The 25,144-nt window shown below is 59.7% G+C and carries 26 protein-coding genes; 22 read left to right on the forward strand and 4 right to left on the reverse strand.

Features of this window, described 5'->3' with window-relative positions; all coding sequences use genetic code 11:
- The first annotated feature begins 36 nt into the window (after positions 1–36).
- Both B3527_RS14805 and B3527_RS14810 read left to right on the forward strand, forming a co-directional pair.
- Entirely contained in the window at positions 37–495 is a 459-nt protein-coding gene (locus B3527_RS14805) for a hypothetical protein (RefSeq protein WP_290480363.1), read from the forward strand.
- Positions 492–965, forward strand: a complete 474-nt coding sequence (locus tag B3527_RS14810; protein ID WP_290480364.1) for a VOC family protein — start codon at positions 492–494, stop codon at positions 963–965. The genes B3527_RS14805 and B3527_RS14810 overlap by 4 nt, the downstream gene beginning before the upstream one ends.
- A gap of 151 nt (positions 966–1,116) precedes the next feature.
- Here the strand turns inward: B3527_RS14810 and B3527_RS14815 are convergent, their stop codons facing one another.
- Complete coding sequence (locus B3527_RS14815; RefSeq protein WP_290480365.1) at positions 1,117–2,841, reverse strand: alanine/glycine:cation symporter family protein; 1,725 nt, start codon at positions 2,839–2,841, stop codon at positions 1,117–1,119.
- 156 nt (positions 2,842–2,997) lie between these two features.
- On the opposite strand from B3527_RS14815, the gene miaB reads away from it, so the two are divergent.
- From miaB to B3527_RS14915, 20 genes are all read left to right on the forward strand, one after another.
- Complete coding sequence (gene miaB, locus B3527_RS14820) at positions 2,998–4,374, forward strand: tRNA (N6-isopentenyl adenosine(37)-C2)-methylthiotransferase MiaB (RefSeq protein ID WP_290480366.1); 1,377 nt, start codon at positions 2,998–3,000, stop codon at positions 4,372–4,374.
- A 2-nt stretch (positions 4,375–4,376) separates the two neighbouring features.
- On the forward strand, positions 4,377–5,354 hold the full coding sequence (locus B3527_RS14825) for a PhoH family protein (protein ID WP_084333532.1): 978 nt from the start codon (positions 4,377–4,379) through the stop codon (positions 5,352–5,354).
- Positions 5,355–5,365: 11 nt separating this feature from the next.
- Complete coding sequence (ybeY, locus tag B3527_RS14830) at positions 5,366–5,815, forward strand: rRNA maturation RNase YbeY (RefSeq protein ID WP_034817476.1); 450 nt, start codon at positions 5,366–5,368, stop codon at positions 5,813–5,815.
- A gap of 13 nt (positions 5,816–5,828) precedes the next feature.
- Positions 5,829–6,692, forward strand: coding sequence for a transporter associated domain-containing protein (locus B3527_RS14835; protein ID WP_290480367.1), 864 nt, complete (start codon positions 5,829–5,831; stop codon positions 6,690–6,692).
- Positions 6,693–6,695: 3 nt separating this feature from the next.
- On the forward strand, positions 6,696–8,339 hold the full coding sequence (gene lnt / locus B3527_RS14840; RefSeq protein WP_034817388.1) for an apolipoprotein N-acyltransferase: 1,644 nt from the start codon (positions 6,696–6,698) through the stop codon (positions 8,337–8,339).
- A 36-nt stretch (positions 8,340–8,375) separates the two neighbouring features.
- On the forward strand, positions 8,376–8,801 hold the full coding sequence (locus tag B3527_RS14845; protein ID WP_206991866.1) for a helix-turn-helix domain-containing protein: 426 nt from the start codon (positions 8,376–8,378) through the stop codon (positions 8,799–8,801).
- Positions 8,802–8,834: 33 nt separating this feature from the next.
- Positions 8,835–9,533, forward strand: coding sequence for a tRNA (guanosine(46)-N7)-methyltransferase TrmB (trmB, locus tag B3527_RS14850; RefSeq protein WP_290480368.1), 699 nt, complete (start codon positions 8,835–8,837; stop codon positions 9,531–9,533).
- 185 nt (positions 9,534–9,718) lie between these two features.
- Positions 9,719–9,928 (forward strand): cold-shock protein, encoded by a 210-nt coding sequence (locus B3527_RS14855; RefSeq protein WP_034817395.1) that lies wholly within the window; start codon positions 9,719–9,721, stop codon positions 9,926–9,928.
- Positions 9,929–10,120: 192 nt separating this feature from the next.
- A complete protein-coding gene (rimP, locus tag B3527_RS14860; RefSeq protein WP_290480369.1) occupies positions 10,121–10,720 on the forward strand; it encodes a ribosome maturation factor RimP in 600 nt (199 codons plus the stop codon).
- The gene (nusA, locus tag B3527_RS14865; RefSeq protein WP_206991869.1) at positions 10,717–12,486 is read left to right on the forward strand and encodes a transcription termination factor NusA; all 1,770 of its coding nucleotides are present in this window, start codon (positions 10,717–10,719) and stop codon (positions 12,484–12,486) included. The genes rimP and nusA overlap by 4 nt, the downstream gene beginning before the upstream one ends.
- Positions 12,458–13,135, forward strand: coding sequence for an RNA-binding protein (locus B3527_RS14870; protein ID WP_242517437.1), 678 nt, complete (start codon positions 12,458–12,460; stop codon positions 13,133–13,135). The genes nusA and B3527_RS14870 overlap by 29 nt, the downstream gene beginning before the upstream one ends.
- Positions 13,136–13,195: 60 nt before the next feature.
- Entirely contained in the window at positions 13,196–15,751 is a 2,556-nt protein-coding gene (gene infB / locus B3527_RS14875) for a translation initiation factor IF-2 (RefSeq protein ID WP_290480370.1), read from the forward strand.
- Positions 15,752–15,762: 11 nt separating this feature from the next.
- The gene (locus B3527_RS14880; protein WP_206991871.1) at positions 15,763–16,290 is read left to right on the forward strand and encodes a YcxB family protein; all 528 of its coding nucleotides are present in this window, start codon (positions 15,763–15,765) and stop codon (positions 16,288–16,290) included.
- Complete coding sequence (gene rbfA, locus B3527_RS14885; RefSeq protein WP_206991872.1) at positions 16,290–16,694, forward strand: 30S ribosome-binding factor RbfA; 405 nt, start codon at positions 16,290–16,292, stop codon at positions 16,692–16,694. Before B3527_RS14880 ends, rbfA begins: the two co-directional genes overlap by 1 nt.
- 91 nt (positions 16,695–16,785) lie before the next feature.
- A complete protein-coding gene (locus tag B3527_RS14890; protein WP_290480371.1) occupies positions 16,786–17,433 on the forward strand; it encodes a hypothetical protein in 648 nt (215 codons plus the stop codon).
- 136 nt (positions 17,434–17,569) lie between these two features.
- Positions 17,570–18,511, forward strand: a complete 942-nt coding sequence (gene truB, locus B3527_RS14895) for a tRNA pseudouridine(55) synthase TruB (protein ID WP_206991874.1) — start codon at positions 17,570–17,572, stop codon at positions 18,509–18,511.
- A gap of 233 nt (positions 18,512–18,744) precedes the next feature.
- Positions 18,745–18,876 carry a hypothetical protein gene (locus tag B3527_RS14900; protein ID WP_255342031.1) on the forward strand — a complete coding sequence of 44 codons (132 nt, stop codon included), beginning with the start codon at positions 18,745–18,747 and terminating at the stop codon, positions 18,874–18,876.
- Positions 18,877–18,959: 83 nt separating this feature from the next.
- Positions 18,960–19,955 carry an aKG-HExxH-type peptide beta-hydroxylase gene (locus tag B3527_RS14905; RefSeq protein WP_290480372.1) on the forward strand — a complete coding sequence of 332 codons (996 nt, stop codon included), beginning with the start codon at positions 18,960–18,962 and terminating at the stop codon, positions 19,953–19,955.
- 31 nt (positions 19,956–19,986) lie between these two features.
- Complete coding sequence (locus tag B3527_RS14910; protein ID WP_290480373.1) at positions 19,987–21,435, forward strand: oligosaccharide flippase family protein; 1,449 nt, start codon at positions 19,987–19,989, stop codon at positions 21,433–21,435.
- 24 nt (positions 21,436–21,459) lie between these two features.
- Positions 21,460–22,422 (forward strand): hypothetical protein, encoded by a 963-nt coding sequence (locus tag B3527_RS14915; protein WP_206991877.1) that lies wholly within the window; start codon positions 21,460–21,462, stop codon positions 22,420–22,422.
- Here the strand turns inward: B3527_RS14915 and B3527_RS14920 are convergent, their stop codons facing one another.
- The 3 genes from B3527_RS14920 to B3527_RS14930 form a co-directional block, all read right to left on the reverse strand.
- Positions 22,423–23,616, reverse strand: coding sequence for an NAD(P)/FAD-dependent oxidoreductase (locus B3527_RS14920; RefSeq protein WP_290480374.1), 1,194 nt, complete (start codon positions 23,614–23,616; stop codon positions 22,423–22,425). It abuts the gene before it with no gap.
- Positions 23,617–23,664: 48 nt separating this feature from the next.
- Positions 23,665–24,219 (reverse strand): hypothetical protein, encoded by a 555-nt coding sequence (locus tag B3527_RS14925; RefSeq protein ID WP_290480375.1) that lies wholly within the window; start codon positions 24,217–24,219, stop codon positions 23,665–23,667.
- 351 nt (positions 24,220–24,570) lie between these two features.
- Positions 24,571–25,144: GNAT family N-acetyltransferase (locus B3527_RS14930; RefSeq protein ID WP_290480376.1), on the reverse strand; the 574-nt coding region annotated here is incomplete at its 5' end.

The following is a 25,144-nucleotide window of genomic DNA, read 5'->3' on the forward strand; positions in this document are numbered from 1 at the left end:
CGGCCCACGCCGCCCAAGCTGGATTCCGCACCGCCCATGATACTTTTCCTGATCATACTCGCTGGCCTTGTCGCCTGGGGGGCTCACCTTGCCTGGCGCTGGAAGCAGACGCGGGACTTCGCGCCGGAAGTTCTGGCGGTGCGCAAGGCAGCCGGAGAAGTGCCGGAAGATGTCAGCGATGCCGAGTTCACGGATCTCTATCTACGCAGTGAAGGCCCGCGCGCGGCGACCTATTTCTTCGTCTGCGCTGCGACCGTTTTTGTTCTGCTGGCGCCTTTCGTGGCCGGCTTCAATCAGGTTTGGCGGATGATCTGGCGGCTGAGCGGCCAGTCACCTGTTTTCGAAACAGGGACGCTGATTCACACATTTTCGGTTTTCATCGCCTTCATGCTGGCATCGATCGGCCTGCTGGCCATCGCTATGCGGCGGTACTACGCGCTGATGCCGCCTAGTTTCAAACATGTCATTCGGGACCTTAATGGAGGCCAGTCATGAGCATTCAGTATCTGCACACAATGGTGCGCGTCAGTGACATTGACGCGTCGCTGAAATTTTTCTGCGATGGCCTGGGCCTGACAGAGGTCAGCCGGATGGACAGCGAAGCGGGGCGGTTCACGCTCGTTTTTCTGGCCACGCCGGAAGATGTCGAGCGTATGGGCGGCATGCCGGACGGCGTCAGCCCGACCCAGACCGACATTCCGATGGTGGAGCTGACCTATAATTGGGACCCCGAAGACTATGCAGGTGGCCGCAATTTCGGCCATCTGGCGTATATGGTCGACGACATTTACGGCGCGGTTGAACGGCTGCAGAAAATTGGCGTGACCATCAACCGGCCGCCGCGCGATGGCCGAATGGCATTTATTCGATCGCCAGACGGCATCTCGGTCGAATTGCTGCAAAAGGGCGAGCCGCTGTCACCGAAAGAGCCGTGGGCGAGCGCAGAGAATATCGGCGCCTGGTAGGCCCCGTCCCGAAGCGCTGGTCCATAAACCAGCCCATAAACTGTCCATAAAGTGCCCGCATATATGGGCTTTGCGTCCAAATACACCCGGACAGAAAAAGCCCCGCCTGGTCTGAACCGGGCGGGGCTTTTCATTTCGGTAGGGTCAGCGCCTATTCCTTTTCAGGATGGCGCTCCTCCTCTCGGTAGTCATGCACAGGATGACCCTTGTCCGGATCGCCATTCGATTTGTGCATGGCGGCGACGACGCCTGACAGGGCAAGGATGGCGATCAGGTTCGGGAACGCCATTGAGGCATTTGCGATGTCCCCCAGCAGCCAGAGCCAGTCAGCCGCGGCAACCGAGCCGAGGAATACGACCACGACCCAGATATAGCGGAACGGGTGTGTCGCCCATTCGCCGATCAGATACGTCACGGCCTGCTCGCCATAGTATGACCAGCCAATGATGGTGGTGAAGGCGAAGAAGAACAGTGCGACTGGCACGATCCACGGGCCCACCACCGGAATAGCGGCGGCATAGGCGCGCGTGGTGACGGCAGCCGAGTTCGCATCTGTTTCCCAGGCATGGTCCACATCCATCAGAACTTCCGGATTGCCAGACGCGTCGAGCGCTTGCTGATTGACTTCAACCTGACCAGATGCCTGGCAGGCCAGGAGGTAGGACTGGGCTGTCGGTCCCACTGCGGCGATCTTCGCTTCGCGGCCATCTTCGTAAGCAGAAGGGAACAGGTCCCCCACACCGTATTTGGCACCGTCAGTCGCGCCCGGGTTCACCGGCATTTCAATGCCTGCATCAAAACAGGCATTGGCCGCCATCAGGGCAGGGCTCTTCTTGAAGTCTCCCTGAACTGTCAGGATGACCAGCGCAGTCATGGTGCAGATGATGATCGTGTCGATAAACACGCCAATCATGGCGATTTCGCCCTGCATGACCGGGTTCTTGGTCTGAGCGGCAGCATGGGCGATCGGGGCGGAACCCTGACCGGCTTCGTTCGAGAACAGGCCTCGGGCGATACCGTAACGGACCGCCTGCATGACGCCGTAGCCAGCCGCGCCGCCAGCAGCTTCTTTCCAGCCAAACGCCGTGCCGATGATCTGCATGAAGGCGCCCGGCACCTTGTCCGCATTGATCACAAGCACGATGAAGGCGACCAGCACATAGAGGCCAGCCATGACCGGCACGACCTTGCCGGCGAACGAGCCAATGGATTTGATGCCGCCGATAATGACCGCGAAGACCAGGACAGACAGGATAATGCCCACGCTCCAGTTCGGAATGCTGACGCCCATATGGGAGCCGGTTTCCAGCGCAGCTTCGGTGATGGAATTGGCCTGGATCATCGAGCCGGTTGCCATGGCGGAGAACAGCGTGCCGAGACAGAAAATGACGGCGAGCCAGCCCCAGCCTTTGCCGAGGCCGTTCTTGATATAATACATCGGACCGCCATTGATGCGGCCATATTCGTCGGTCTCACGATACTTGATGGCCAGCGAGCTTTCCGAGAAGGCCAGCGCCATGCCGAACAGGGCAACCACCCACATCCAGAAGATCGCGCCGGGACCGCCCAATGTAATGGCCGTGGCCACACCGGCGAGGTTCCCCGTGCCGACCTGACCGGACAGGGCTGTGGAGAGCGCCTGCCAGGGTGTGATGGCGCCGTCTTCGCCTTGTGCCTTGCGGCCTCGCCAGACTTCGACCACCGCCGGCACGAACCGGAGAATCGGGCGCGCGCCCAGTCGAACCATCATGAACAGGCCAGTGCCCAGGAGGACAACGGCAAGCGGGCCGATCTGGCCCGGAATGACGACAGTATCTCCCCAGGTTCCTCCCCAGATGAATCCTGAGACGTTCTCGATAAGCTTAATGATATCCATGGGCCTCCCCGGCTCCTTTGATTGCTTGGCCGCACCCTAGCTAGCTTTCCGGCGCTGTGAAGCTTTTGTCGCAGGATCGGGACGCGTTTGCTGCGGCTGCAGGCGAGGCGCACAAGGTTCTGGCAGCGACAGTCATTTTCAGGCATAAGCCCGCGCATGACCACACCAGCGGCGAAACAGAACACCAAGGGTCTCTTCATCAAGACCTATGGGTGCCAGATGAATGTCTATGATTCCGAGCGCATGCGGGACGTATTGCGTCCGCTCGGCTATGCGCCGGTTGATACGCCGGAAGCGGCAGACCTCGTTGTGCTGAACACGTGCCATATTCGTGAAAAGGCCACCGAAAAAGTCTATTCCGAACTCGGCCAGTTGAAGCGCATGAAGCGCAAGACCGGTCGCAACATGACAATCGCCGTGGCTGGCTGTGTTGCGCAGGCCGAAGGCGAAGAGATCATGCGCCGCCAGCCGCTGGTCGACCTCGTGCTGGGACCGCAGGCCTATCACAAGCTGCCGGAGATGATTGCACGCGCCAGCCGCGCTGTGGGTGACCGGCTGGAAACCGAATTCGACACGCTCGAAAAGTTCGACGCGCTGCCCAAAGTCCGTGAGGCGGATGGCCCGACCGCCTTCCTCTCGGTGCAGGAAGGTTGCGACAAGTTCTGCACTTTCTGTGTCGTGCCCTATACGCGTGGCGCTGAGCTTTCCCGCTCTGTGGACGACATCGTGATGGAGGCGCGGAACCTGGCTGCGCAAGGCGTGCGGGAGATCACCTTGCTGGGCCAGAATGTGAATGCATTCCATGGCGCTGCGCCGGCCGTCGAAGGGGGAGACGACTGGACGCTGGGCCAGCTCTGTCGCCACATTGCGAAGATCGGCGGCATTGAACGTATCCGCTATACGACGAGTCATCCGCGCGACATGGAAGACGACCTGATCGCAGCACATGGCGACACGCCCCAGATGCAACCCTTCCTGCATTTGCCCGTTCAGTCGGGGGCTGACCGTATCCTGAAGGCCATGAACCGTAGCCATACGGCAGACGCGTATAGGGAGATCATTCGCAAAGTGCGCGCGGCCCAGCCAGATATCGCCATAGCATCAGATTTCATTGTCGGCTTTCCCGGAGAGAGCGACGAGGACTTCGAGGCGACCATGCAGCTGGTGCGCGATGTGAATTATGCGGTGGCCTATTCATTCAAGTATTCCCAGCGGCCAGGCACGCCGGCGGCAGAGATGTTCGGTCAGGTGCCGGAAGACGTGAAGGATGTGCGCCTGCAAGCCTTGCAGAAACTGCTCCGTGACCAGCAGACCGAGTTCAACGAGTCCAAGATCGGTCAGACCGTGCCCGTACTTGTCACAGGGCGTGGACGCCTTGAAGGGCAGGCGCATGGGCGGTCTCCGTGGATGCAATCCGTTCATTTCCAGGGACCGGAAGAGCTGACAGGTCAGATTGTCGATGTGAAAGTGAGTGGCGCAACGATGAGTTCGCTCACCGGCGATCTTGTGCGCGAACATGAGGTGGCGCTTTGAGCGTGAAACGTCGTCCGTCCGCTTCGCCTGAAGCCCCTGTCAGCCGTATCTTCGAAGTCCGCAATGCGGAATGGCTGCGGGACATCTGTGGCCCGCATCACCGCCACCTCCAGCTTTTGGAAACACGTCTGGCCGACTATGGCCTGAAGGCGGAAAGTCAGGGCGGGGGCATCCTGCTTGTCGGCAAGGCCGAGGGCGTGTCGATTGCCGAGGCGGTGCTTGCAGAACTCGAGCGTCGATTGCGCACGGGCGCGGAAATTTCCGATATGGACGTTGATGGCGCTGTGGAAGCTGCGCAGACGCCGTCGCAGACCTTTGGAACCTTCCGCTCGCTGAAGAAGCCGATCACCCCGCAAACGCGCGGCCAGTCCCGCTATATCGACCTGTTGGCCAATCCTGACAATGCGATGATCTTCGGGGTCGGTCCGGCCGGAACCGGCAAGACCTTTCTCGCGGTCGCGGCGGGGGTGTCCGAACTTCTTTCCGGCACGCGCCAGCGCCTGATCGTGACGCGGCCCGCTGTCGAGGCTGGTGAGAAGCTCGGCTTCCTGCCGGGGACGCTGGAAGAAAAAGTTGATCCCTACATGCTGCCGATCTGGGACTCGCTGCGCGAGTTGATGGGACAGGAACAGATGGAGCGCCGCATGGCGCGCGGCGAGATTGAAGTTGCGCCGCTCGCCTTCATGCGTGGACGTACGCTGAAGAATGCCTTCGTCATCGTGGATGAAGCGCAGAACACAACCGTGCCGCAGATGAAGATGGTGCTGACGCGGCTGGGCCGTGACAGCCGCATGGTGATTACGGGCGATCCGGGCCAGGTGGATTTGCCGGGCAGCCAGCCATCGGGCCTCAAGCACGCCTTGCAAATCCTGTCTGATGTCGAAGGCGTCAATGTCCACACGCTTACCGCGGCGGATGTTGTCCGTCACGGGCTGGTCAGCCGCATCATTGATGCCTACGCCGCCCACGGAGAGGGTTGATCGCCGCGCGCATGATCGAACTTGATCTTATCATCGAAGAGGATCGCTGGTCGGCAATTCCTGATCTGGAAGCTGTGTGCCAGACGGCGTTCAAGGCTGGCGCGACTGTTGAGCCAGCGAAGGGTGTCGTGTCCCTGCTATTGGCTGATAATGACGCGCTACAGGCGCTGAACCTGCAGTTTCGGGCCAAGGACAAGCCGACGGATGTGCTCTCATTCCCGGCCGATCCGATGGACCGGCCCCTGCTGGGCGATATTGCAGTGGCCTTTGGCGTCGCCGAGGCTGATGCCAGAGCGCAAGGCAAGTCGCTTGCCGATCACCTGACCCATCTTCTAATTCATGGCTATCTCCACTTGTTGGGGCACGACCATGAAATCACCCATGATGCCGAGACGATGGAGGGCCTCGAAATAAAGGCGCTTGCATCGCTGGGCATTGATAATCCATATTTGATGAACTGAATCACCTGAGGCCATGAGCGACCCTGACCCTTCTGACGCGCCGCCAAGCGGCCGATTACGTAGCTTTTTCGGTTTCCGCCGGAAGCCAGCCCCTGTGGAACCGGTGTCCGCCGCCACCAATGGGGAAACGCCGCCGCACAATCCGCACGAGATGCGCCTGCGCCTTGCCGAATTCCAGGATTTGCGTGTGGAAGACGTCATGGTCCCGCGCGCCGAGATCAAGGCCGTAGAGGTCGGGATCGAGTTTCCGGAACTTCTGAAATATTTCGCCGAGGTCACGCATTCGCGACTGCCGGTGTTCAGGGAGTCGCTCGATGATCCGATCGGCTTTGTGCACATGAAGGATGTGGTCAGCGAACTGGCCAAGGGCGAGGAGCCCATGAAGCGGCCGCTGGAAAAGCTGCACCGCGAAGTGCTCTATGTGCCGCCATCCATGAAGTTGACCGATTTGCTTGTGAAAATGCAGTCGACCCGTATTCATCTGGCGTTGGTCGTGGATGAGTATGGCGGTACGGATGGGCTGGTCAGCCTGGAAGACCTTGTCGAAGAAATCGTCGGTGACATCGAAGACGAACACGATGATGAAGAAGCCATGTTCGTGCGCCGGAGCCAGAGAATCTGGGAGGCGGACGCCCGCACGGAGATTGACGACTTTGCAGAGGAAACGGGCATTGACCTCGCACTTGAGGACAACGACACGGATTTCGACACGCTTGGCGGGGTCGCCTTCGCGCTGGCCGGAAAAGTCCCTGTGCGCGGAGAAGTGCTGGAGCACCCGACCGGTGTCGAGATCGAAATCATGGAAGCCGACGCCCGGCGTATTCGCCGCGTTCGCCTTCGCACCCCGGAAATGCCTGCCCCTGCACATCAGGAGTAAGTCATGACTCATCCGGTGCGAAGCCACGGGTTCACAGCGCTTGGGCCCCTGCATGAAGCCTTCGCCCGCCTGACCGGCTGGCCGGCAGTGATCACCAGCTTGTTGCTGGGCGCTTTTTCGGCGGTTGCATTTGCGCCGTTTCATTTCAGCGTAGTCTTGGTGATTTCATTCACCGGTCTGATCTGGATGCTGGATGGTGCCCGCAGTCACCGTAAATGGGGCAAGGCAATCTTCCTGCGCAGTTGGGCATTTGGCGCCGGATTTTTCCTGATCAGCATGCATTGGACGGCGGCGCCCTTCCTGGTTGAGCCGGAAAAGCACGCCATTTTCCTGTGGATGCCGCTGATCCTGTTGCCGGGTGGGATGGCGATCATCTGGGGCGTGTTCGGCGCGATGGCGGGCGCATTCTGGTCTTCCTCACCCTCACGCATTTTCATTTTCGCGCTATTCTTTGCACTCGCCGAGTTCGTGCGCGGTCATCTGTTCGGCGGGTTTCCGTGGAACTTGCCCGGTACGACCTGGATTCCGGGCGGCGCCTTGTCCCAGACGGCGTCGATTGGAGGGGTCTACTGGCTGACGCTGTTGACGGTGTTCATCATGTCGGCGCCGGCCGCGCTTGTGGACACGCGAGAGTCCCGCCAATTGGCGGTGCGTATGGCGCCGTCCTTTGCCGCCGCGATCCTGATCGCGCTCGGCTGGACCTGGGGCGCCCAACGCATTGCCCAACCCTCGGCCCAGTCAGATCAGTTTGTCGTGCTGATGGATTCGGGTGTGCCCCAGAGCGAGAAATGGGAGATCGGTCCCGATCCGATCCTGATCGAATATTTGCGCATGCTGTCGACGCAGGAAGGGGAGGCGGGCGATATTGTCCTCTGGCCGGAAGGGGCGTTGCCGACCACCTTGTTGCAGGATGCGAACGCCCTCGACGCTGTGGGCGCGTATCTTGGCCCCCGCAAGCTGATCGCTGGCACAACCCGGTACGAGATCACCGGCAAGGACATGCGCGATTATTATAACAGCCTGACCGTGATCGATGAGAATGCGATCCGCTCCGGCCCTGTGGCGCTGTATGACAAACATCGCCTGGTGCCTTTTGGAGAGCTGCCGGCCACGCGCATCATTCCGTTCGGGCAGGCCATGTCCGGCATCTTGCCGGGCGCAATACAGCGCATGGCCAGTGACGGGTTCCGGCCCGGCCTTGGCCCGGCAGTCATCTATGCCGATGACATTCCGCCTTTCGTCGCGATGATCTGCTATGAGGGGCTCTATCCGTCGATCCCGCGAAACGCCAATTTGGGGGCGCGGGCGGACTGGCTGGTCCTGATTTCGAACGATGCCTGGTTTGGGGGTGGCATGGGCCCGGCCCAGCACTATGCGCAAAACCGGTATCGATCGATCGAGACAGGCTTGCCCATGGCACGTGTTGCCAGCCGGGGGGCGTCGGCCATTGTCGATGGTTTGGGCAGGGAAGTGCTGCGTGCGGCGCCGGTCGCAGACGCCCCGAGTGGGTGGAATACCAGCTTTGGCCGTGGACGACTTCCATTGCCCGAGCCTGTTACCCTGTTCCAGACCCGGATTGGCCTAATCCTGTTCTGGCTGTCCCTGTTCCTGTTCGTCGGACTGGCCTTCCTTACGTGGCGAAGATAGAAAAAGTACAAGCGACATACAGAAACAGGGGGGGACATGGCCGACAACAAGCTACCCAGCGGTATTGATCGCGTCGTCGGCCAGCGCATCCGGTGGCGGCGCAAGGAGCTGAAACTGACCCAGGAAAAGCTGGGAGAGCTGCTCGGCCTGACCTTTCAACAGGTCCAGAAATACGAAAAGGGTGTGAACCGTGTATCCGCGGGGCGCCTGTTTGAGATGTCCACCGCCATGGGTGTCCCCATCACCTACTTCTTTGACGGGGCAGAGACCTTTCTCGATCATGATGCCGCGTATGTCGCTGAAGACGGCGACGCGATCCATGCGCCTGTGATGACGTCGGAAATCCTGGACCTGATTGCCGCCTTCCAGAAGATCGAAGACCAGTCGCTGCGCAAATCCCTGCTTGGAACCATTCAGGCCGCTGCAACCGCGTTTGACGGAAAGCAGCAGGACGAGGATTGATCCCCTTCGATCACTGAGGCATCAGACGCCGCGATGACCGACGATACCCCTTCCTTGAAATCACGCCCATTGCGCACGTTTGGCCGAACGGGTGGGCGGGCGCTATCCGCACGCCAGCAGGACCTGATCGACAATCTCCTGCCTGAGCTGGAAGTCCCGTCGGCGGATCCGGGCACGTTGAATCCGTCAGACATGTTCGGGGATGATCGCGACATCTGGCTGGAGATAGGCTTCGGGGGCGGGGAGCATCTTGTTGGTCAGGCCGGATTGCACCCGGAAGTTGGGTTCATCGGCTGTGAGCCCTTCGTGGAGGGCATGGCCAAGGCGCTGACGGGTATCAAGGATCATGACCTCGGCAATGTTCGGCTCGTCATGGACGATGCGCGGCCGGTTATGGCGGCGCTGAAGGATCAGAGCATTGCGCGCGCCTTTATCCTTTTCCCGGATCCGTGGCCGAAAAAGCGGCAGCAAAAGCGCCGCCTGGTCCAGCCGGAATTTCTGGATGAACTGTATCGTATCTGTCGTCCCGGCGCGCAGATCCGGTTCGCGACTGACGTCAAGAGCTATGCTGACGAAGCGCTTGCCCGGTTTCTGGAACATGGAGGATTCGACTGGGGGGTGAACTGTGCCGATGATTGGCGGCGTCCGCCAGAAGATCACCTCACAACGCGCTATGAGCGCAAGAAATTGGGCGATTGCGCCCCGGTTTGGCTGGACTTCGTTCGCAGCTGACACAAGACATTCACTTGACCGATTGTCGCACCCATGCGTTTATATTGCCATCGAATTCGGTCGGTCTGAAACTTCAAGACCCCGTCAGACCGGCGGCCATGACTTTCTTCCTACCCGTTTCGATAAGTGGATCTGGTTCAAATCCGAACCGGGACGCTTCTATCTAACGTAAAGGACTACAAGTAATGGCAACTGGCAAAGTGAAATGGTTCAACGACCAGAAGGGCTTTGGCTTCATCAAACCTGATGAGGGCGGCGCGGACGTTTTTGTACACATTTCGGCCGTTGAGCGCTCCGGCCTGCGTACGCTGGCTGAAGACCAGGCAGTATCTTACGAACTCTTCAAGGACGAACGCCGTGGCAAGACCTCGGCTGTGGACCTGAAGGTTCTGTAAGCACGAATTACCCTTTCTGGGTTCAAGGCGGCGGTTCCGGCAACGGGACCGCCGTTTTTCCATGCTTACCGCACCCCATCTCTCGACAGGCCGCACTGCAGGGAGTATATGCACTCCCAAGTCGAAACATATCGGCGGCGGTTCCGGCAACGGGGCCGCCGCTTTTCTTTACCGGAATAGTCCCTTTCTCCGATGATTGCCCTGACCGAACAGGAACGCCAGATTCTCGCGCTCGTCACGCCCGTGGCCGAGTCGCTTGGCATGGAAATCGTTCGCCTGCGCGTGCAGGGCGGGCGGCGCCCACAGCTGCAGATCATGGCAGAGCGCGCCGGCGGCGCCCCAACCAATGTCGAGGATTGCGCCAGCTTGTCGCGCGCAATCGCGCCCCTGATGGATGAGGCTGACCCGATCAGCGAGGCCTACACGCTGGAAGTGTCCACGCCTGGCATCGACCGTCCCCTGACGCGGGAAGGGGATTTCGGGCGCTGGATTGGCCATGCGGCGAAGATTGAACTGTCCCGGCCGATTGATGGCCGTCGGCGGTTTTCCGGTGTGATCCGGGGCGAGGGCGAGGATGGCGCGCATATCGAGCTGGACGACGAGACTGAACTCGTTGCCCATGTCCATGAGATGAGCCGCGCCAGCCTGATCCTGACCGACGAATTGATTGATGCAGCGCGCGCGGCTGGCACCCTGCCGCCGCAGCCAGACGAAGACGACCTTGGCGATCTGGAGATCGACGAGACGGACGAAGACACCGATACAAACGAAGAGACGGGAGACGTCACATGAACACCATCGGCGTTTCAGCCAACAGGCTGGAAATCCTGCAGATCGCGAAAGCGGTCGCCGAAGAGAAGGCAATTGATCAGTCGATTGTCATCGAGGCCATGCAGGAAGCAATCGAGAAGGCCGCAAAAGCGAAATACGGCCAGGAGCACGACATTCGTGCGAAGATCGATTCTGTGACAGGCGAGCAGACGCTGTGGCGCATCCAGACCGTTGTGGCGGACGAGGAGTTCGAGGACGAGTCCAAGGAACTGCGCCTGTCCGAGGCCAAGAAGATTGATGAGAACCTGGTGGCAGGTGACGAGCTGAAGGAAGAGCTTCCGCCTTTCGATTTCGGCCGTGTTGCTGCCCAGACGGCCAAACAGGTCATCATGCAGAAGGTTCGCGATGCCGAACGCGAGCGCCAGTACAATGAGTACAAGGACCGTGTCGGCGAAGTCATCTCCGGTGTCGTCAAGCGCGTCGAATATGGCCATGTCATCGTGGACCTCGGCCGCGCCGAAGGCATTATCCGTCGCAATGACGGTATCCCGCGCGAGAACTTCCAGACCAATGACCGTGTCCGCGCCTATCTCTACAAGGTGAGCCGCGAGACCAAGGGTCCGCAAATCTTCCTGTCCCGCTCTGCGCCTGACTTCATGGTCAAGCTGTTCGCTCAGGAAGTGCCGGAAGTTTATGAGGGCGTGATCGAGATCAAGGCCTGCTCGCGCGATGCGGGCAGCCGCGCCAAGATCGGCGTGATCTCCAATGATTCCTCCATCGACCCGGTCGGGGCCTGTGTCGGTATGCGCGGTGCGCGTGTGCAGGCTGTGGTCGGCGAACTGTCGGGTGAGAAGATCGACATCATTCCCTGGAACTATGACGATGCGACCTTCATCGTGAACGCCCTGCAGCCGGCCGAAGTGTCGAAAGTGGTGCTGGACGAAGAAGAGCGCCGCGTTGAAGTCGTGGTGGCTGATGATCAGTTCCCGCTGGCCATTGGCCGTCGGGGCCAGAACGTGCGTCTCGCTTCCCAGCTCACCGGCTGGCAGATCGACCTCGTGACCGAGAGCGCCGATTCCGAGCGTTACCAGCGCGAGTTCCAGGAGCGTACCGACCTCTTCATGAAGGCGCTTGATGCCGACGAAACGCTGGCCCAGCTGCTGGCGTCCGAAGGCTTCGAGACGGTCGAAGAGATCGCCTATGTTGCGCCGGAAGACTTCATCACGATTGAGGGCTTTGACGCTGACGTGGCGGAAGAGCTTCAGGAGCGCGCCCGGGAATTCCTTGACCGTCTTGCCGCTGAGAATGATGCCAAGCGCAAGGAACTCGGTGTTGAGGACCCTGTGATGGAATTGGAAGGCATGACGCCTTCCTTCGCGGTCCGCCTCGGCGAAGAGGGTGTTCAGACGCTGGACGATGTGGCGGGTCTTGTGCCGGACGACATCACCGGTTGGCGTGAGCCCGGCCCTGACGGCAAGCCGGTCTGGGTCGAAGGTGTTCTGAAGAAGGGCGAGATGCGCAAGGATGACGCGCAGATGTTCATCATGCGCGCACGGGTTGCCGCAGGGTGGATCGAGCCGGACGCCATTGAGCAGATGCTGGCCGAGAAAGCCGAAGAAGAAGCCCCTGAACTTACCGAAGAGGAGCGTGCGCTCCTGGCACTTGGTGAACTGGGTAACAACCCATCACCGGATGCGGTGGACGAAGCTCTTGAAGAGCTCGAGTTTGATCTCGATGCCCTGGCAGCGGAGGGCGGTGATGATGAAGAGGCCGCACCGCAAGAGTGAAGCGCGGGTAACCGCTACTGAAGGTCGTGTTGCGGACGGGGAGGGCCCCGTCCGGCAATGCGCCGTAACCCGGGAAAAGCTTCCGCAGGATGCGATGGTGCGATTTGCGCTGTCGCCAGACAATGTCGTGACCCCGGATATTTCAGGCAAGTTGCCTGGCCGTGGCGTCTGGGTCCATTCGGACCGTGAGACGTTGGAAACGGCCGTGAAGAAGGGCGCCTTTGCGCGCGGCTTCAAGCAACAGGTCATTGTCCCGGAAGGACTTTCTGGCACTGTAGAGACTTTGCTGTTGCAGAGGCTGACCGGCCTGCTGGGCATGGGGAAGAAAGCAGGGGATATCGTGCTTGGCTTCGACCAGGTGCGAGATGCGTTGCAGAAGAAGCGGCCTGGCTTGCTTCTGGAAGCCGCTGATGGTGCAGAAGATGGCCGTTCAAAGGTGTATTTCCTCGCCAAAGCATTATATAGCAACGTGAAAATGGCCGGTGCGCTCAGTTCAGAGGAATTGGGCGTGGCTTTTGGACGTGAGCGTGTGATACACGGTCTCGTCCGCAAGGGTCCAATTGCGAAGGCGACAGAGCTTGCTTATCAGCGGCTAGCCGGATTTCGAGCAAGGCCCGAACTGGACTGGTTCCCGGATCAGGATCGGTAGCGGAAAACAAGGCCGAGGCGCATGGGCGCGGATCGGTAAGAAACGTGGTATGAAGAACGTATGAGCGATACGAAAGACACTGGTGGTAATACGGGCGGACGCAAGCCGCTCACTGTTGCACGGAAGTCATCCGGCACGGTGAAGCAGAGCTTCAGTCATGGCCGCTCCAAGCAGGTGGTTGTTGAAACCAAGAAGCGCCGGTCTGTAGGACCGAGCGGTTCGGCTGCTGCGCCAGGTGGTGATGCTTCGAAAGCGGCTTCAGACTCCCTCGAAGCCCGCCTCGTCGCGACCGCCAAGAAGCTTGGTATCACGGTCAATGAGCTGAAAGCCCGCCAGAAAGCGCTGTATGAGCGCAAACAGGAAGAGGCCAGCCGCGCCAAGGAAGAGCAGACCCAAAAGGCTGCTCAGGATCGCTTGCGCTCGGAGCAGGAAAAGAAGATCCAGGAAGTAAAAGAACGCGAAGAGGCTGAAGCTCGCCGCAAGGCTGAGGAAGAAGCCCGCAAGGTCGAGGAAGCCGCCGCGAAGGAACGTGCGGATCGCGCGCCCAAGGCTCGCGGGAAGACGGATGCAGCCGCGCCAGCGGCGACCCCACCCGTTGATGACAGCCCGGCACGTGCCAAGCGCGGCAAGTCCGGTCGTGATGACCGTGATCGTGCCAGCCGCGACTCACAGAACCGCGGTTCACGCGGTGGCGGTGGTGGCGGCGAACGTCGCCGTGGCAAGTTGACGATTTCTTCTGCGCTCGGTGATGACGCTGATCGTCAACGCTCGCTCGCCTCGCTGCGCCGCGCCCGGGAGCGTGAACGTGAGCGCCGCACGGGCGGTAATGACCAGCGCGAAAAGATGTCCGTTGAGGTCACTCTGCCAGAGACCATCACGTTGCAGGACCTTGCCCAACGCATGAACGAACGCGTCGGTGACGTTGTGAAGTTCATGATCCAGCAGGGTGAAATGCTCCGCGGGAACGACATTATCGATGCCGATACGGCTGAACTGATCGCCGAGGAATTCGGCCACACCGTGAAACGCGTGTCTGAAGCCGATGTCGAGATCGGCCTGGAAGGCGGCGAGGATGATGCGAAAGACCTGAAGCCGCGCGCGCCGATCGTGACGATCATGGGCCATGTCGATCACGGCAAGACGTCGCTTCTGGATGCCTTGCGCAAGACAGATGTTGTGGCAGGCGAAGCTGGCGGCATTACGCAGCATATCGGTGCCTATCAGGTGAAGCTGAAATCCGGTGACAAGATCACCTTCCTGGATACGCCGGGCCACGCAGCCTTCACGGCGATGCGTGCCCGCGGCGCGACCGCAACCGATATCGCAATTCTTGTGGTAGCAGCCGATGACTCGGTGATGCCGCAGACGATTGAATCCATCAATCATGCGAAGGCTGCTGGCGTTCCGATCATCGTCGCCGTCAACAAGAGCGACCTTCCGGATGCGAATGCCGACAAGGTGCTGACCGATTTGCTTCAGCATGATGTGCAGGTTGAAAGCATGGGTGGTTCGACCCAGGCCGTGAAAGTATCTGCGCTGACCGGCGCCGGACTGGACGAACTGACGGACGCCATCACGCTCCAGGCTGAACTTCTGGAATTGAAGGCCAATCCGGCCCGTCCTGCGGACGGTACCGTGATCGAAAGCCAACTCGACAAGGGTCGCGGCCCGGTCGCGACGGTTCTGGTCAAGCGCGGCACGCTCAAGCGGGGCGACATTGTTGTTGCCGGCGCTCAGTGGGGCAAGGTCCGTGCGCTCGTCGACGAGCGTGGCCAGCAATTGAAAGATGCCGGTCCGTCGCTTCCTGTCGAAGTGCTCGGCCTGGATGGGGCGCCAGATCCGGGTGACCAGTTCGTTGTGGTCGATACCGAAGCGCGTGCCCGTGAAGTCACCGAGTATCGTGTACGCCAGAAGCGTCAGGTCTCCGGCAAGGCTGGCGCAGCCGCGCGGGCATCGCTCGATCAGCTGCTCAGCAAGTTGAAGGACGGGTCTGTCGAGACATCGGAACTGCCGGTGGTCGTCAAGGGTGACGTCCAGGGTTCCGTCGAAGCGATCAGCCAGTCTCTGGACAAGATTTCGACCGACGAAGTCCGTGCACGGGTCATTCACGGTGCGGTCGGCGGTATTTCCGAAAGCGATGTTCTGCTCGCCCAGTCCTCCGAAGCTCCGATCTTTGCGTTCAATGTGCGTGCAAACAAGCAGGCGCGTGACCTCGCAGAGAAAGAAGGCGTCGAGATCCGCTATTATTCGGTGATCTACGACCTGATCGACGATGTGAAATCCACGCTGTCGGGCATGCTGGCCCCAGAGAAGCGCGAGACCTTCATCGGCTATGCCGAAATTCTGGAAGTCTTCAACATCACCAAAGTCGGCAAGGTTGCCGGTTGCCGTGTGTCCGAAGGCAAGGTTCTTCGCGGTTGTGGTGTTCGCCTGCTGCGGGATGATGTTGTCATCCATGAAGGCAAGCTGAAAACACTGAAGCGCTTCAAGGATGAAGTGACCGAGGTCAGCTCCGGCATGGAGTGCGGTATGGCGTTCGAGCGCTACGACGACATGCGTGTCGGCGACAAGATCGAGTGCTTCCAGGTTGAGGAAATCGCAAGGTCGCTTGAATAAGCCAGGAACGGATGATTGCGCCTGACCACATCTCCGGCCTTCTGGGTGAAAAAGACCAGAAGCGCCTGATCCGTCTTTCAAGGCGAGGCGCAGTCGGCCCGACCGCAATATATTATGCGGGCGTGACGGCACCCATCATATCGGCCAGCATGTCGGTCATGATGCGCAACGCGACCGAAATGGCCGGCCTCAGCCCTTATTGGCAATGGTTCCTGTCGGCGCTTGTCGCCGCGTTTGCCGGGATTTCATGGTATCTCATTTTCATTCGCTGGTCATACCGGTCTCCGGTCGATGTGTTTGGAGCCTCGCCTCTGGAAACCGAAATCAGTGTGATGGACGAATATCTGAAAGTCCGACGAGGCGGTATCGAAACCCGAATTGACTGGACCAGCGTTGCGGCCGTCAAATCCAGTCGCGGGTTCACATCGGTACAAATACAAGGCGCCGATGCGCTGATCATTCCCGACGAATGGTTCAACAAGGACAAGCAGGCGCGCCGCAATTTCGTGGAGCGCCTCAAACAGAAAGCAGGTGTCTGATGGCACGCAAATCATCCTCTCCGGGGCTTCCGAGCCAGCGCCAGTTGCGCGCAGGCGAACTTGTGCGTCATGCGATCTCGGACATTCTTGCCCGAGAAGACTTTCGCGACCCGGACCTTGTCGGCGTCATTGTGACAGTCGGAGAAGTGCGCTGCTCCCCCGACCTGCGCCATGCAAACATTTTTGTATCACCGCTGGGCAATGACAGCGAAGAGGGGCGTACCAAACTTGCGGAAGCCCTGAACCGCGCGGCGAGTTTCCTGAGAGGAAAACTTGGCCGGGAAATCGAGCTGAAATTCACGCCGCAGCTCCATTTCATTGCCGACAAATCCTATGATGAGGCGACCGCGATTGACCGCTTGCTGGCAGATCCTCGCGTGAGACGCGATCTGGACCAGGAATAGCATCTGGTCAGCTGTCTCTGGACAGGTTGTAAGTTGACTCGCCTGCACCAGATTGCGAGCGTTGATTGATCGCAATCAGGGGCCCGCACGGATGGATCGCCAGACGCTCGACATGGAAGGGGCTCGCCGGGGAGAGATTTCTGCGGCGTCGCTTCAGATGGGCGAAGACACGATCGCCATCCAATGCATAGCCACCATGTCCGTGGAGTCGAAGGAGTTTGCGCCATGGGAGACGCCCGCGAACAAGCGAACCCAGAGCCTTTATGCGTCCTTCTTCGTAATCAATCTGTTCTTCGGTCTGATGGCGCTCGCCTGGGGCGGCCTGTTTCCGGGGAACGGCTCCAGCATGGTCGCGCTGTTGGTGGGCGGCGTGCTGACGTTGCTGGGGTTTATCCTTGGCATTCGCGCGGTGTTGATCGCGCGTCGCATGAAGACGCGCCAGCCTTATTACCGGCTCGTGATCGGCGCATCGGATGGGCGGCAGATCCCGCTGGTGGATAATAATCGTGACGTGTTGATGCGTATTCGGGACGTTGTCCGTCACAAGATGGATTCCGGTGAGCGTGCCATCCGCGGCGAGTTTGATCTCGATCTGGATCTTGTGGACCTCAGCTTGCCGACCGAGCCACAAAAGACGATTGCGTCGCCAAGAGAGCCGGTCGTTCCGGCTGGACCCTCCGAGACCGAAACCGAGGTCTTGTTCGATCATGATCCCGAGATCGTCCGCGACGCTTCCTGACCTCCATTGTCGCAGGGCTGGCCGCACTGGCTTGACGCACATGAGCGGGCTGCGTATGGCCGCGCCTTAATCCTTTTCCGACACACCGCCGCCCGCGTTCGAACCGCGTGCTGGCGCAACCAGAGAGTTCTGAAACTTGGCCCGTCAAAGAAAGCGCAAAGGCGACCCGATCAACGGGTGGCTCAACCTGTTCAAACCTGTCGATATCACATCAACTCAGGCCGTCGCGATCCTGAAGCGGAAGTATAATGCTCAGAAAGTTGGCCATGGCGGGACACTGGACCCGCTGGCCGACGGTATCCTGCCAATTGCTTTCGGCGAGGCGACCAAGACGGTGCAGTGGGCGATGGATGCCCAGAAGGAATATGTCTTTACCATTCGCTGGGGCATCTCGACGGAAAGTCAGGATGCCGAAGGCGAAGTGACCGCCACATCCGAAGCGCGACCAAGGCGGGAACAGGTGGAAGAACTTCTGAAAGGCTACCTGGGGACCATTGAGCAGGTGCCGCCGAAATTCTCTGCGATCAAGGTAGATGGCCAGCGGGCCTATGACCTCGCACGGGAAGGGGAGGAGTTCGAACTTACCTCGCGCGAAGTCGACGTGTTCACGGCCAGTGTGATTGGTATGCCGGACGCAGACCATACCGTGATCCATGTCACGTCGGGCAAGGGCTTCTATGTCCGCGCCATGGCACGGGACCTGGCATTTGATCTCGAATGCGAAGGCCATATCAGTCAGTTGCGGCGCACACGTGTCGGCCAGTTCGGCGCCCCTGCGGCGATCCCGCTGGCAATGATTGAGGAAGCTGAGAATATGGAAACCCTGATGGGGTTTCTTCAGCCGATCCATGCCATGCTCGAGAATGTGCCAAGTGTGGACATCACACGCGAGGAAGCAGGAAACATCCGCCACGGACGGACGATTGTTCTATTGCCGCACATAATTGAGCGATGGAAGGAAGAATCGTCTGACGATCCAGACGACCGGGCAGCGATCGCCGTTTGCGACGGAAAAGCTGTTGCCTTGGGGGATGTCCGCGCCGGGCGTTTCGAGCCAAGTCGCGTATTTACGTCATAATTTCAGGCGTTTTACGAGTTTTTCAAGAACTGTGTCAGGTCTCTCTCAGCGCGGAGACGGGGCCCATTCCTGCGGGAATTCGTGAGATTCGTCCCATGCAGATGTACATCCATTAATGTGGCTATTTGATTCATTAATTTTTTCGCGCCTAGCGAGATTCTGCTGGAAAGTTGCACGGAATCTGCAAGATGCGTAGTCCCGTCAATGACGGCGGGAAACAAGGGAGTACTCTTATGAATCTCAAGAAAGATATGCTCCTCGGCTTCAGCAACCTTCGTGACGCGAAAAACGACACGATGGTCGGCTGCAAGGGAGGTCGCAACAAACGCCGGCGCGGCGGAAGAAAATTCTTCAAGTTTTGGTAGTATACCAGCGCTAGCGAACGTGCACCGCCTCTCGCGAGGCGGTGCACATACTTAAACAGCGTATGCCGGGAGATTCGTTGAAAATGCCGTTCCGCTTCATTCCGAACTCCAGCGACGCCATCACGACCAATCAGGCCATGCATGATGGCCTGTATGACAGCCTTCGATATCTGGCAGGCGAACTGAGCGACAAAGCGCCGACACTGCCCGCTGCATTTGAAGCCTGGCGCGAGAAAATCGGACCAGCTCAGCGCGTATCATCAGCGGTATTCGGAACCTACTACGACGCTGTGGAAGCTCTCCAAGCCGGTGAGACCGACACAGGTGTGGCGCTTATTCAGCGCATTCTAACGGAACATCCCGTGGCGCGGAGCACGAAGATCACTGTTCTGGGACGTGACTATACAGACGCTGACAGTCGCCGAATTCAAACTTTCATGGGCGCTCCCGAAACGGGCGCTGCAGGCGTAACTCGGCCAGACCCGTCGCAAGCCGACCGCTTCTCCGCGAAGCTGGAAGAGGCAATTGGCTGGATAGAGCACAACCTGCCCGAGTTGCACGATGAGATGAATGCACTGCTGGGGGAGTTGGTCCTGGTGGGGCCGGCGGAAGGCTCGCTCGAGTTTGAAGGCGGCACCTGTTTCCGCCTCTGGGGTGCAATTGCCCTGAATGCAGAGCGTAAGGCGTCTGTGGCCGATCTGATTGTCACACTGGCGCACGAGGAAGGCCATGCGGCCCTGTTCGGTGCCTGCAAGAATGAAATGCTTGTGGAAAATCCGGATTCAGAATTGTTCTGGTCGCCCATCCGCCGAACCGAACGCCCGCTGGAAGGTATTTTTCACGCATCATTTGTATCTGCCCGGATGATTTGGGTGTTGAAGCACATGCTGGCTGGCGATGAATTCGGTTGGTTCGAGCGCCGCCGACTCAGGAAAATCCTGAAGGAAGCCGAAGCCATCCAGCGGGACTCTGCAGACATTGTCCGGCGCGAGGGACGTTTGACCGAGACGGGCAAGAGCGTGCTGCAGGCGATGACTGATTTCATGGATGGGTCAGGCAAGTTGCCGATTTCCGTCTGACATGACGGCCTCCTTCATCATACGCCGGGCCATGCGCAACCTTGTATGGATGTTCGCGCATTCCTGGGGCTCGGCGATCTTCGGCCTTGTCAGCTTCGCGATCATGGCGCGCATTCTGGGACCGGAGCCGTATGGCATCATGGCGCTCGCCAGTCTGATATTTGGCCTGGTGGGCATCTTTGTCGGCCCGCCTTTGACCGAAAGCCTGCAGCAACGAGAAGACCTCAGTGATGCACACCTGGATACGACCTTCTGGTTGAATTCAGGTCTGACGGTTCTGTTTTCCATCATCATCGCCTTGCTGGCAAAACCTCTCGCCAACCTGATCGGCGCTCCCGCCGTAGCGGATGTCCTGCCTGCGCTCAGCCTGCTCATGGTATTGGGTAGCGTTGAGGGGGTGCCTGGAGCACTGCTCCAGCGGCGTCTGGAAAATGATAAAGTGGTTTTGATCGAGACGGTTTCGGAAGTGGTCTCAACCGGCGCGGCACTTGTGTTGGCAATTCTCGGCTTCGGCGTTTGGGCGCTTGTCCTCAGTATGGCGGTTGGCACGGTGATCTCGGCAGCGGGCATCATCTATGCCGCGAAGTGGCGACCCGGATTTGCCGTGAGCCGGGACGCCTTTCGAGAATTGTTTGCGTTCAATCGCGATACCGTACTGACCTATCTGCTCGGCTATATTGATGATGCCATTCCGCGCTTCCTGCTCAGCATGATCGGCGGCGAACGCGCGGTCGGCCTGTTGGCGATGGCTGGCAATGTTTCCGGCATGCTGACGGAACTGTTGATGGGACCATTCAATGAGATCGCGATGAACGTGGTGGCGCGTCTGCAGTCCAGTCGCAAGACGGTGCATGATCTGCTGGACCGTGTATTCGCCATGACGACAGCAGCCATCTATCCGGCGACCCTTGGCCTTGCAATGGTGGCACCTTTGCTTGTGCCGCTTGTCGTGGGGGATGAATGGGTGGCGGCGGTGTTGCCGATACAGATTTTTCTTGTTCTGGGGATCCGGGACGCCACAGGCAATTTCAATATTGCGATCCTGAGGGGTGTAGGCGACAGCAAGTCTCCTCTGTTGATCCTTTCGATAGGTATCGTCCTCTTGGGCGCAATGGCGCCGTTCCTGATGCCATATGGTGTTGTCGGTATTGCGGCGCTGATCGCCCTGCGAACTTTTCTCACATGGCCGCTCTCGGCCTTGCTGGTGCAGCGAGCCGCAGGCTACTCGGCGCTGCACCAGCTGACCGTTGGCTGGCAGGCACTGCTCAGCGCGATCGGCATGGTCGGCGCGGTGTGGACAGTCCAGAAATTCCTGCCGAGTGAATGGTTCGATGTCGCCATCATTGCTGCAATGGTTGCGACTGGTATTGTGGCCTATGGTGCGCTCATGTTTTTGATTGGAGTGCGGCAAGTCAGGGAAATCCGGGAGGGGATGACCTGGTTCCGAAACCATCATGACAGCGTCGAAGACGCGATCTGAAATCTGACAGACGGGGACGAATAATTGATCTGCTTTATCACATCCGGATCGCACAAATACGCTGTGCGCGAGCTGCGCGACGTTCCCGGCATGCCGAAGATCGATCTGATGTCGTACAACCAATTGCTTCGCAAGAAGTCCTTGCCTCGCGCCACCTACGTCTTCACCGATTTTGACCGCATTGATTTCTGGACGCGCGAACTGGCCGCCAAAGCCTATCGCTGCCTCACGGCCAACAATGCAAGGGCGCTGAATGATCCGGCCAGCGCGCGCACCCGGTTGCCCATGCTCAAGAAACTCCAGGGCGAAGGCCTGAACAGCTTTTCGGTATGGGACGCGGAGATGGATGGCTTGCCGGATCGGTATCCGGTATTCCTGCGCACACGCGCGGCGCATCGCGGTACGCAGACCGAATTGCTGACGACACCGGAAGAGGCTCGGTCTGCGCTCGACGAACTCGTCAGATCGGGGCTTTGCCTGTCAGATCTGATGTTTGTGGAATATTGCGCCGAGCCTATTGAGGATGGCTTGTTCCGCAAGCTTGCCGCGTATTGCGTGGGCGATGAAGTCATAACCGGAATGTCCGTCCACGATGAAAACTGGCACGCCAAGTATGGCAAGGAAGGTGTGGCGAGTGAGGCGCACTATCTCGACGAGATGCAGGCGGTGAAGGAAAACCGCCATGCTGCGGGGATTGCCGGGCATTTCAAGGCAGCAGGCATTTCCTTCGGACGGGCGGATTTCACGCTGGTGAAGGGAAAGGTCGAGGTCTACGAAATCAATACGAACCCGAACAATTCGCTGATTTTGGACCATCCATTCCCCTTGCGGGTTGAGACAGACGCCTTGTTCCATCAGCGTCTGGCCGAGGCGATGCGGGCCATTGATACGGAAACAGGTGGTGATCCCATCTTGATGGACCATCCAGACCTGGTCTCCCAGCGCAAGCGCGATGGCTATTTGACACGGCCGCGCTGGACTCCTTGATCACAGCATTGCGGCGGCGTGTGCACTGGCCCAGGCCCATTGGAAATTATAGCCACCCAGCCAGCCGGTAACGTCCACGCATTCTCCAATGAAATGCAGGCCCGGAACATGGCGGCTTTCCATCGTCTTCTGGTCCAGGCCGTCAGTGGCGATGCCGCCCACGGTGACTTCGGCGGTGCGATAGCCTTCCGTGCCCATTGGGGTCACGCGCCAATCCTTGAGGAAGGCTGCGAATTCGTCGATGGCGACGTGGGAGAGGTCGGCCAGCCGGGCATCTTGTGCGATCGGGCCGAGATCTGCGATCAGGTCGGCGAGGCGGGCAGGGAAGTGGGCTTCCAATGCCTTGGCGAGCGTCTGTTTCGGCGCAGCCTGCTTGGCGGCGCGCAGGGCATCGCCCAGATCTACCTTCGTCAGCAGGCTGAGGGACAGGGGGTCGCCCTGATGCCAGTAAGAGGAGGTTTGGAGCGCTGCAGGGCCCGAGAGGCCGCGATGGGTGAAGAGCAGGTCTTCATCAAAGCGCGCGCCGGGGACGCTGGCGAGCACGGGGGTAGCGACGCCGGAGATCGAGGCGAATTTTTCGCCCAGCTCACCCGAAAAGGTGAAGGGGACAAGGCCGGGCCGCGTTTCCACGATGTCATGCCCGAACTGGCGGGCGATGTCATAGGCCAGGCCGGTCGCGCCCATTTTGGGAATGGAAAGCCCGCCTGTGGCCACGATGAGCCGCTCTGCGCTGGCCGCGCCGCTGCTGGTCTCGACCGTGAACCGTCCATCCGTATGGGTCACGCCGGAAACTTCTGTGGAGAGGCGGATCTCCGCGTCGCCCTTGTCGCATTCGTCCAGCAGCATCTGGATGATGGCGCCGGATTTCTGGTCACAGAAAAGCTGGCCCTTGTGCTTTTCGGTATAGGTCAGGCCGTGGGCGGCCATGAGGGAAATGAAATCCCAGGCCGTGTAGCGTGCCAGCGCCGATTTCGCGAAATGCGGGTTCTGGCTGAGAAAGCGGTCGGCGCGCGTTTCGAGATTGGTGAAATTGCAGCGTCCGCCGCCAGAGATGCGCACCTTGTCGGCGGGGCGTTTTGCATGGTCGATCACCAATACGCGCCGTCCGCGTTGACCGGCAAGGCCCGCATGGAACAGGCCCGCCGCGCCCGCGCCCAGGACAATTGTTTCATAGGATGTCGGCGCATTTGGCATGCGCGGGCTTTAGCGGGTTTGGACTGCGCGGGCTAGGCAGGCAACTGTCTACTCTGTCGCCGGAGGGAGAACAGCACCGCCAGCGGGCCAGTCTGTATCGCCCGTACGTGTGACTTCCATGCGGAATATTTCCATCGGGTCTCCGCTGGCTGGATGGTAGTGGCCGATCTCGGTCCAGACATCACCGTCCAGGGTCGCGACATATTTGACTTCGGCCTCCGGGCCAGCAGGGATGGTCCAAATGAACCCGGTCTCGGTTGGCACCAGTTTGAAAGACCCGGTTCGATCGGGCAGATAGCTGTTCATGTCGCAGGCCTCGGCGTCTTCGGAACAGGACACGACAGCGAAGGCGTTGAAGGCCAGTGAGCCGTCGTCGCGATAGCCGCGCCCTTCGATCACCGCGATCGCGCCGTCCAGCATGAGACCGACACGCTCTGTCTGTGTGACAGTATAGGGCTGCCTGGCCTCGTCAAAGCCGCTCGCCGTGCCCACCCATGTGCCATAGAATGGGGTGAGCGGATGGGCAGGGGCGGCGGCCTCTTGCGCCAGTGCACCAAGGGCGAGGGCGAAGGTCGCCGCGGTGAGGGAGAGCGTGCGGACCATGACAAGTTTCCTTTTTGCAGAATACTTTGAAAAGCAAAGTTAATGATCAAGAGACCTGTGTCAAGTTTGGCGTGAGTGGAATAGTGGGACGCGAGAAGTCACGGCCCATGCGCAAGGCGAACTGGCGCGGGCCATCCGGGTCTCTCATGGTCAAGCACAAGCCCTGCGTTTGCGCTTGGGCCTTCTCGGGTAAATCGCCGTGCGATTTGTGCTCCCTCGAAGAGCAACCTCTCGCTCACAAAGACCGTATCCCCGGCGCATGCCGGGGTCGCCTGCAGAAACTAAGCTGAGCCAGCCGCGCGAGACTCCGGCATGCGCCGGAGAGGCGGGGATGACAGGAAGGGACGTGCCTCAGACCGGCCTTGCATAATAGGCGACGGCATAGTCCGGCGTGTAGCGTTTCTCGCCAACACGGACGAAGCCCATACGGGCGTGGAATCTGTGCGAGCCCGGATTGTCCGGGTCTGTGTTCACTTCCGCGCCGAGCCATTGGCGGCCGCTGGCGATATCGAAGGCGGCCTCATAGAGGCGCTGGCCGAGGCCCTGTCCGCGCGCGGCCTCGGATATGGCAATGCGGTCGACATAGAGCAGGTCGCAGCCTTGCTCCGTCTGCCACGCTTCGAACCAGCGCAGATTGGCGCTCTCATAGGCCAGCGTGCCGGGCTCGATCAGATTGATGAAACCGAGCGGCGCGCCGCCCGCATCTGTCGCGACGAGGCAGGTGGCGAGATCAATCCAGCGCTTCAGGCCCTCAGCCGAACCCTCATGCCCCACACCGGGCGTCGAGGCCTGGTTGATCGCGTAGAGGGCAGGGAGGTCAGTGGGGGTGTAGTGACGGATGGGCATCCCATTGAAGTGCAACATTTCTAGAGTGCTGTCAGCAAGCCACATAGATAAATACAGCAACGCATCATCTACCTCCATT

The sequence above is a fragment of the Hyphomonas sp. UBA4505 genome, assembly GCF_002388685.1.
Taxonomy (GTDB): Bacteria; Pseudomonadota; Alphaproteobacteria; order Caulobacterales; family Hyphomonadaceae; genus Hyphomonas.

Bases quoted from the DNA above. Each gene is read 5' to 3' on its own strand.
- B3527_RS14805 (WP_290480363.1), top strand. From the start codon at position 37: ATGATACTTTTCCTGATCATACTCGCTGGCCTTGTCGCCTGGGGGGCT.
- B3527_RS14810 (WP_290480364.1), top strand. From the start codon at position 492: ATGAGCATTCAGTATCTGCACACAATGGTGCGCGTCAGTGACATTGAC.
- B3527_RS14815 (WP_290480365.1), bottom strand. From the start codon at position 2,841: ATGGATATCATTAAGCTTATCGAGAACGTCTCAGGATTCATCTGGGGA.
- miaB (WP_290480366.1), top strand. From the start codon at position 2,998: ATGACCACACCAGCGGCGAAACAGAACACCAAGGGTCTCTTCATCAAG.
- ybeY (WP_034817476.1), top strand. From the start codon at position 5,366: ATGATCGAACTTGATCTTATCATCGAAGAGGATCGCTGGTCGGCAATT.
- B3527_RS14835 (WP_290480367.1), top strand. From the start codon at position 5,829: ATGAGCGACCCTGACCCTTCTGACGCGCCGCCAAGCGGCCGATTACGT.
- lnt (WP_034817388.1), top strand. From the start codon at position 6,696: ATGACTCATCCGGTGCGAAGCCACGGGTTCACAGCGCTTGGGCCCCTG.
- B3527_RS14845 (WP_206991866.1), top strand. From the start codon at position 8,376: ATGGCCGACAACAAGCTACCCAGCGGTATTGATCGCGTCGTCGGCCAG.
- trmB (WP_290480368.1), top strand. From the start codon at position 8,835: ATGACCGACGATACCCCTTCCTTGAAATCACGCCCATTGCGCACGTTT.
- B3527_RS14855 (WP_034817395.1), top strand. From the start codon at position 9,719: ATGGCAACTGGCAAAGTGAAATGGTTCAACGACCAGAAGGGCTTTGGC.
- rimP (WP_290480369.1), top strand. From the start codon at position 10,121: ATGATTGCCCTGACCGAACAGGAACGCCAGATTCTCGCGCTCGTCACG.
- nusA (WP_206991869.1), top strand. From the start codon at position 10,717: ATGAACACCATCGGCGTTTCAGCCAACAGGCTGGAAATCCTGCAGATC.
- B3527_RS14870 (WP_242517437.1), top strand. From the start codon at position 12,458: ATGATGAAGAGGCCGCACCGCAAGAGTGAAGCGCGGGTAACCGCTACT.
- infB (WP_290480370.1), top strand. From the start codon at position 13,196: ATGAGCGATACGAAAGACACTGGTGGTAATACGGGCGGACGCAAGCCG.
- B3527_RS14880 (WP_206991871.1), top strand. From the start codon at position 15,763: ATGATTGCGCCTGACCACATCTCCGGCCTTCTGGGTGAAAAAGACCAG.
- rbfA (WP_206991872.1), top strand. From the start codon at position 16,290: ATGGCACGCAAATCATCCTCTCCGGGGCTTCCGAGCCAGCGCCAGTTG.
- B3527_RS14890 (WP_290480371.1), top strand. From the start codon at position 16,786: ATGGATCGCCAGACGCTCGACATGGAAGGGGCTCGCCGGGGAGAGATT.
- B3527_RS14900 (WP_255342031.1), top strand. From the start codon at position 18,745: ATGAATCTCAAGAAAGATATGCTCCTCGGCTTCAGCAACCTTCGTGAC.
- B3527_RS14905 (WP_290480372.1), top strand. From the start codon at position 18,960: ATGCCGTTCCGCTTCATTCCGAACTCCAGCGACGCCATCACGACCAAT.
- B3527_RS14910 (WP_290480373.1), top strand. From the start codon at position 19,987: ATGCGCAACCTTGTATGGATGTTCGCGCATTCCTGGGGCTCGGCGATC.
- B3527_RS14920 (WP_290480374.1), bottom strand. From the start codon at position 23,616: ATGCCAAATGCGCCGACATCCTATGAAACAATTGTCCTGGGCGCGGGC.
- B3527_RS14925 (WP_290480375.1), bottom strand. From the start codon at position 24,219: ATGGTCCGCACGCTCTCCCTCACCGCGGCGACCTTCGCCCTCGCCCTT.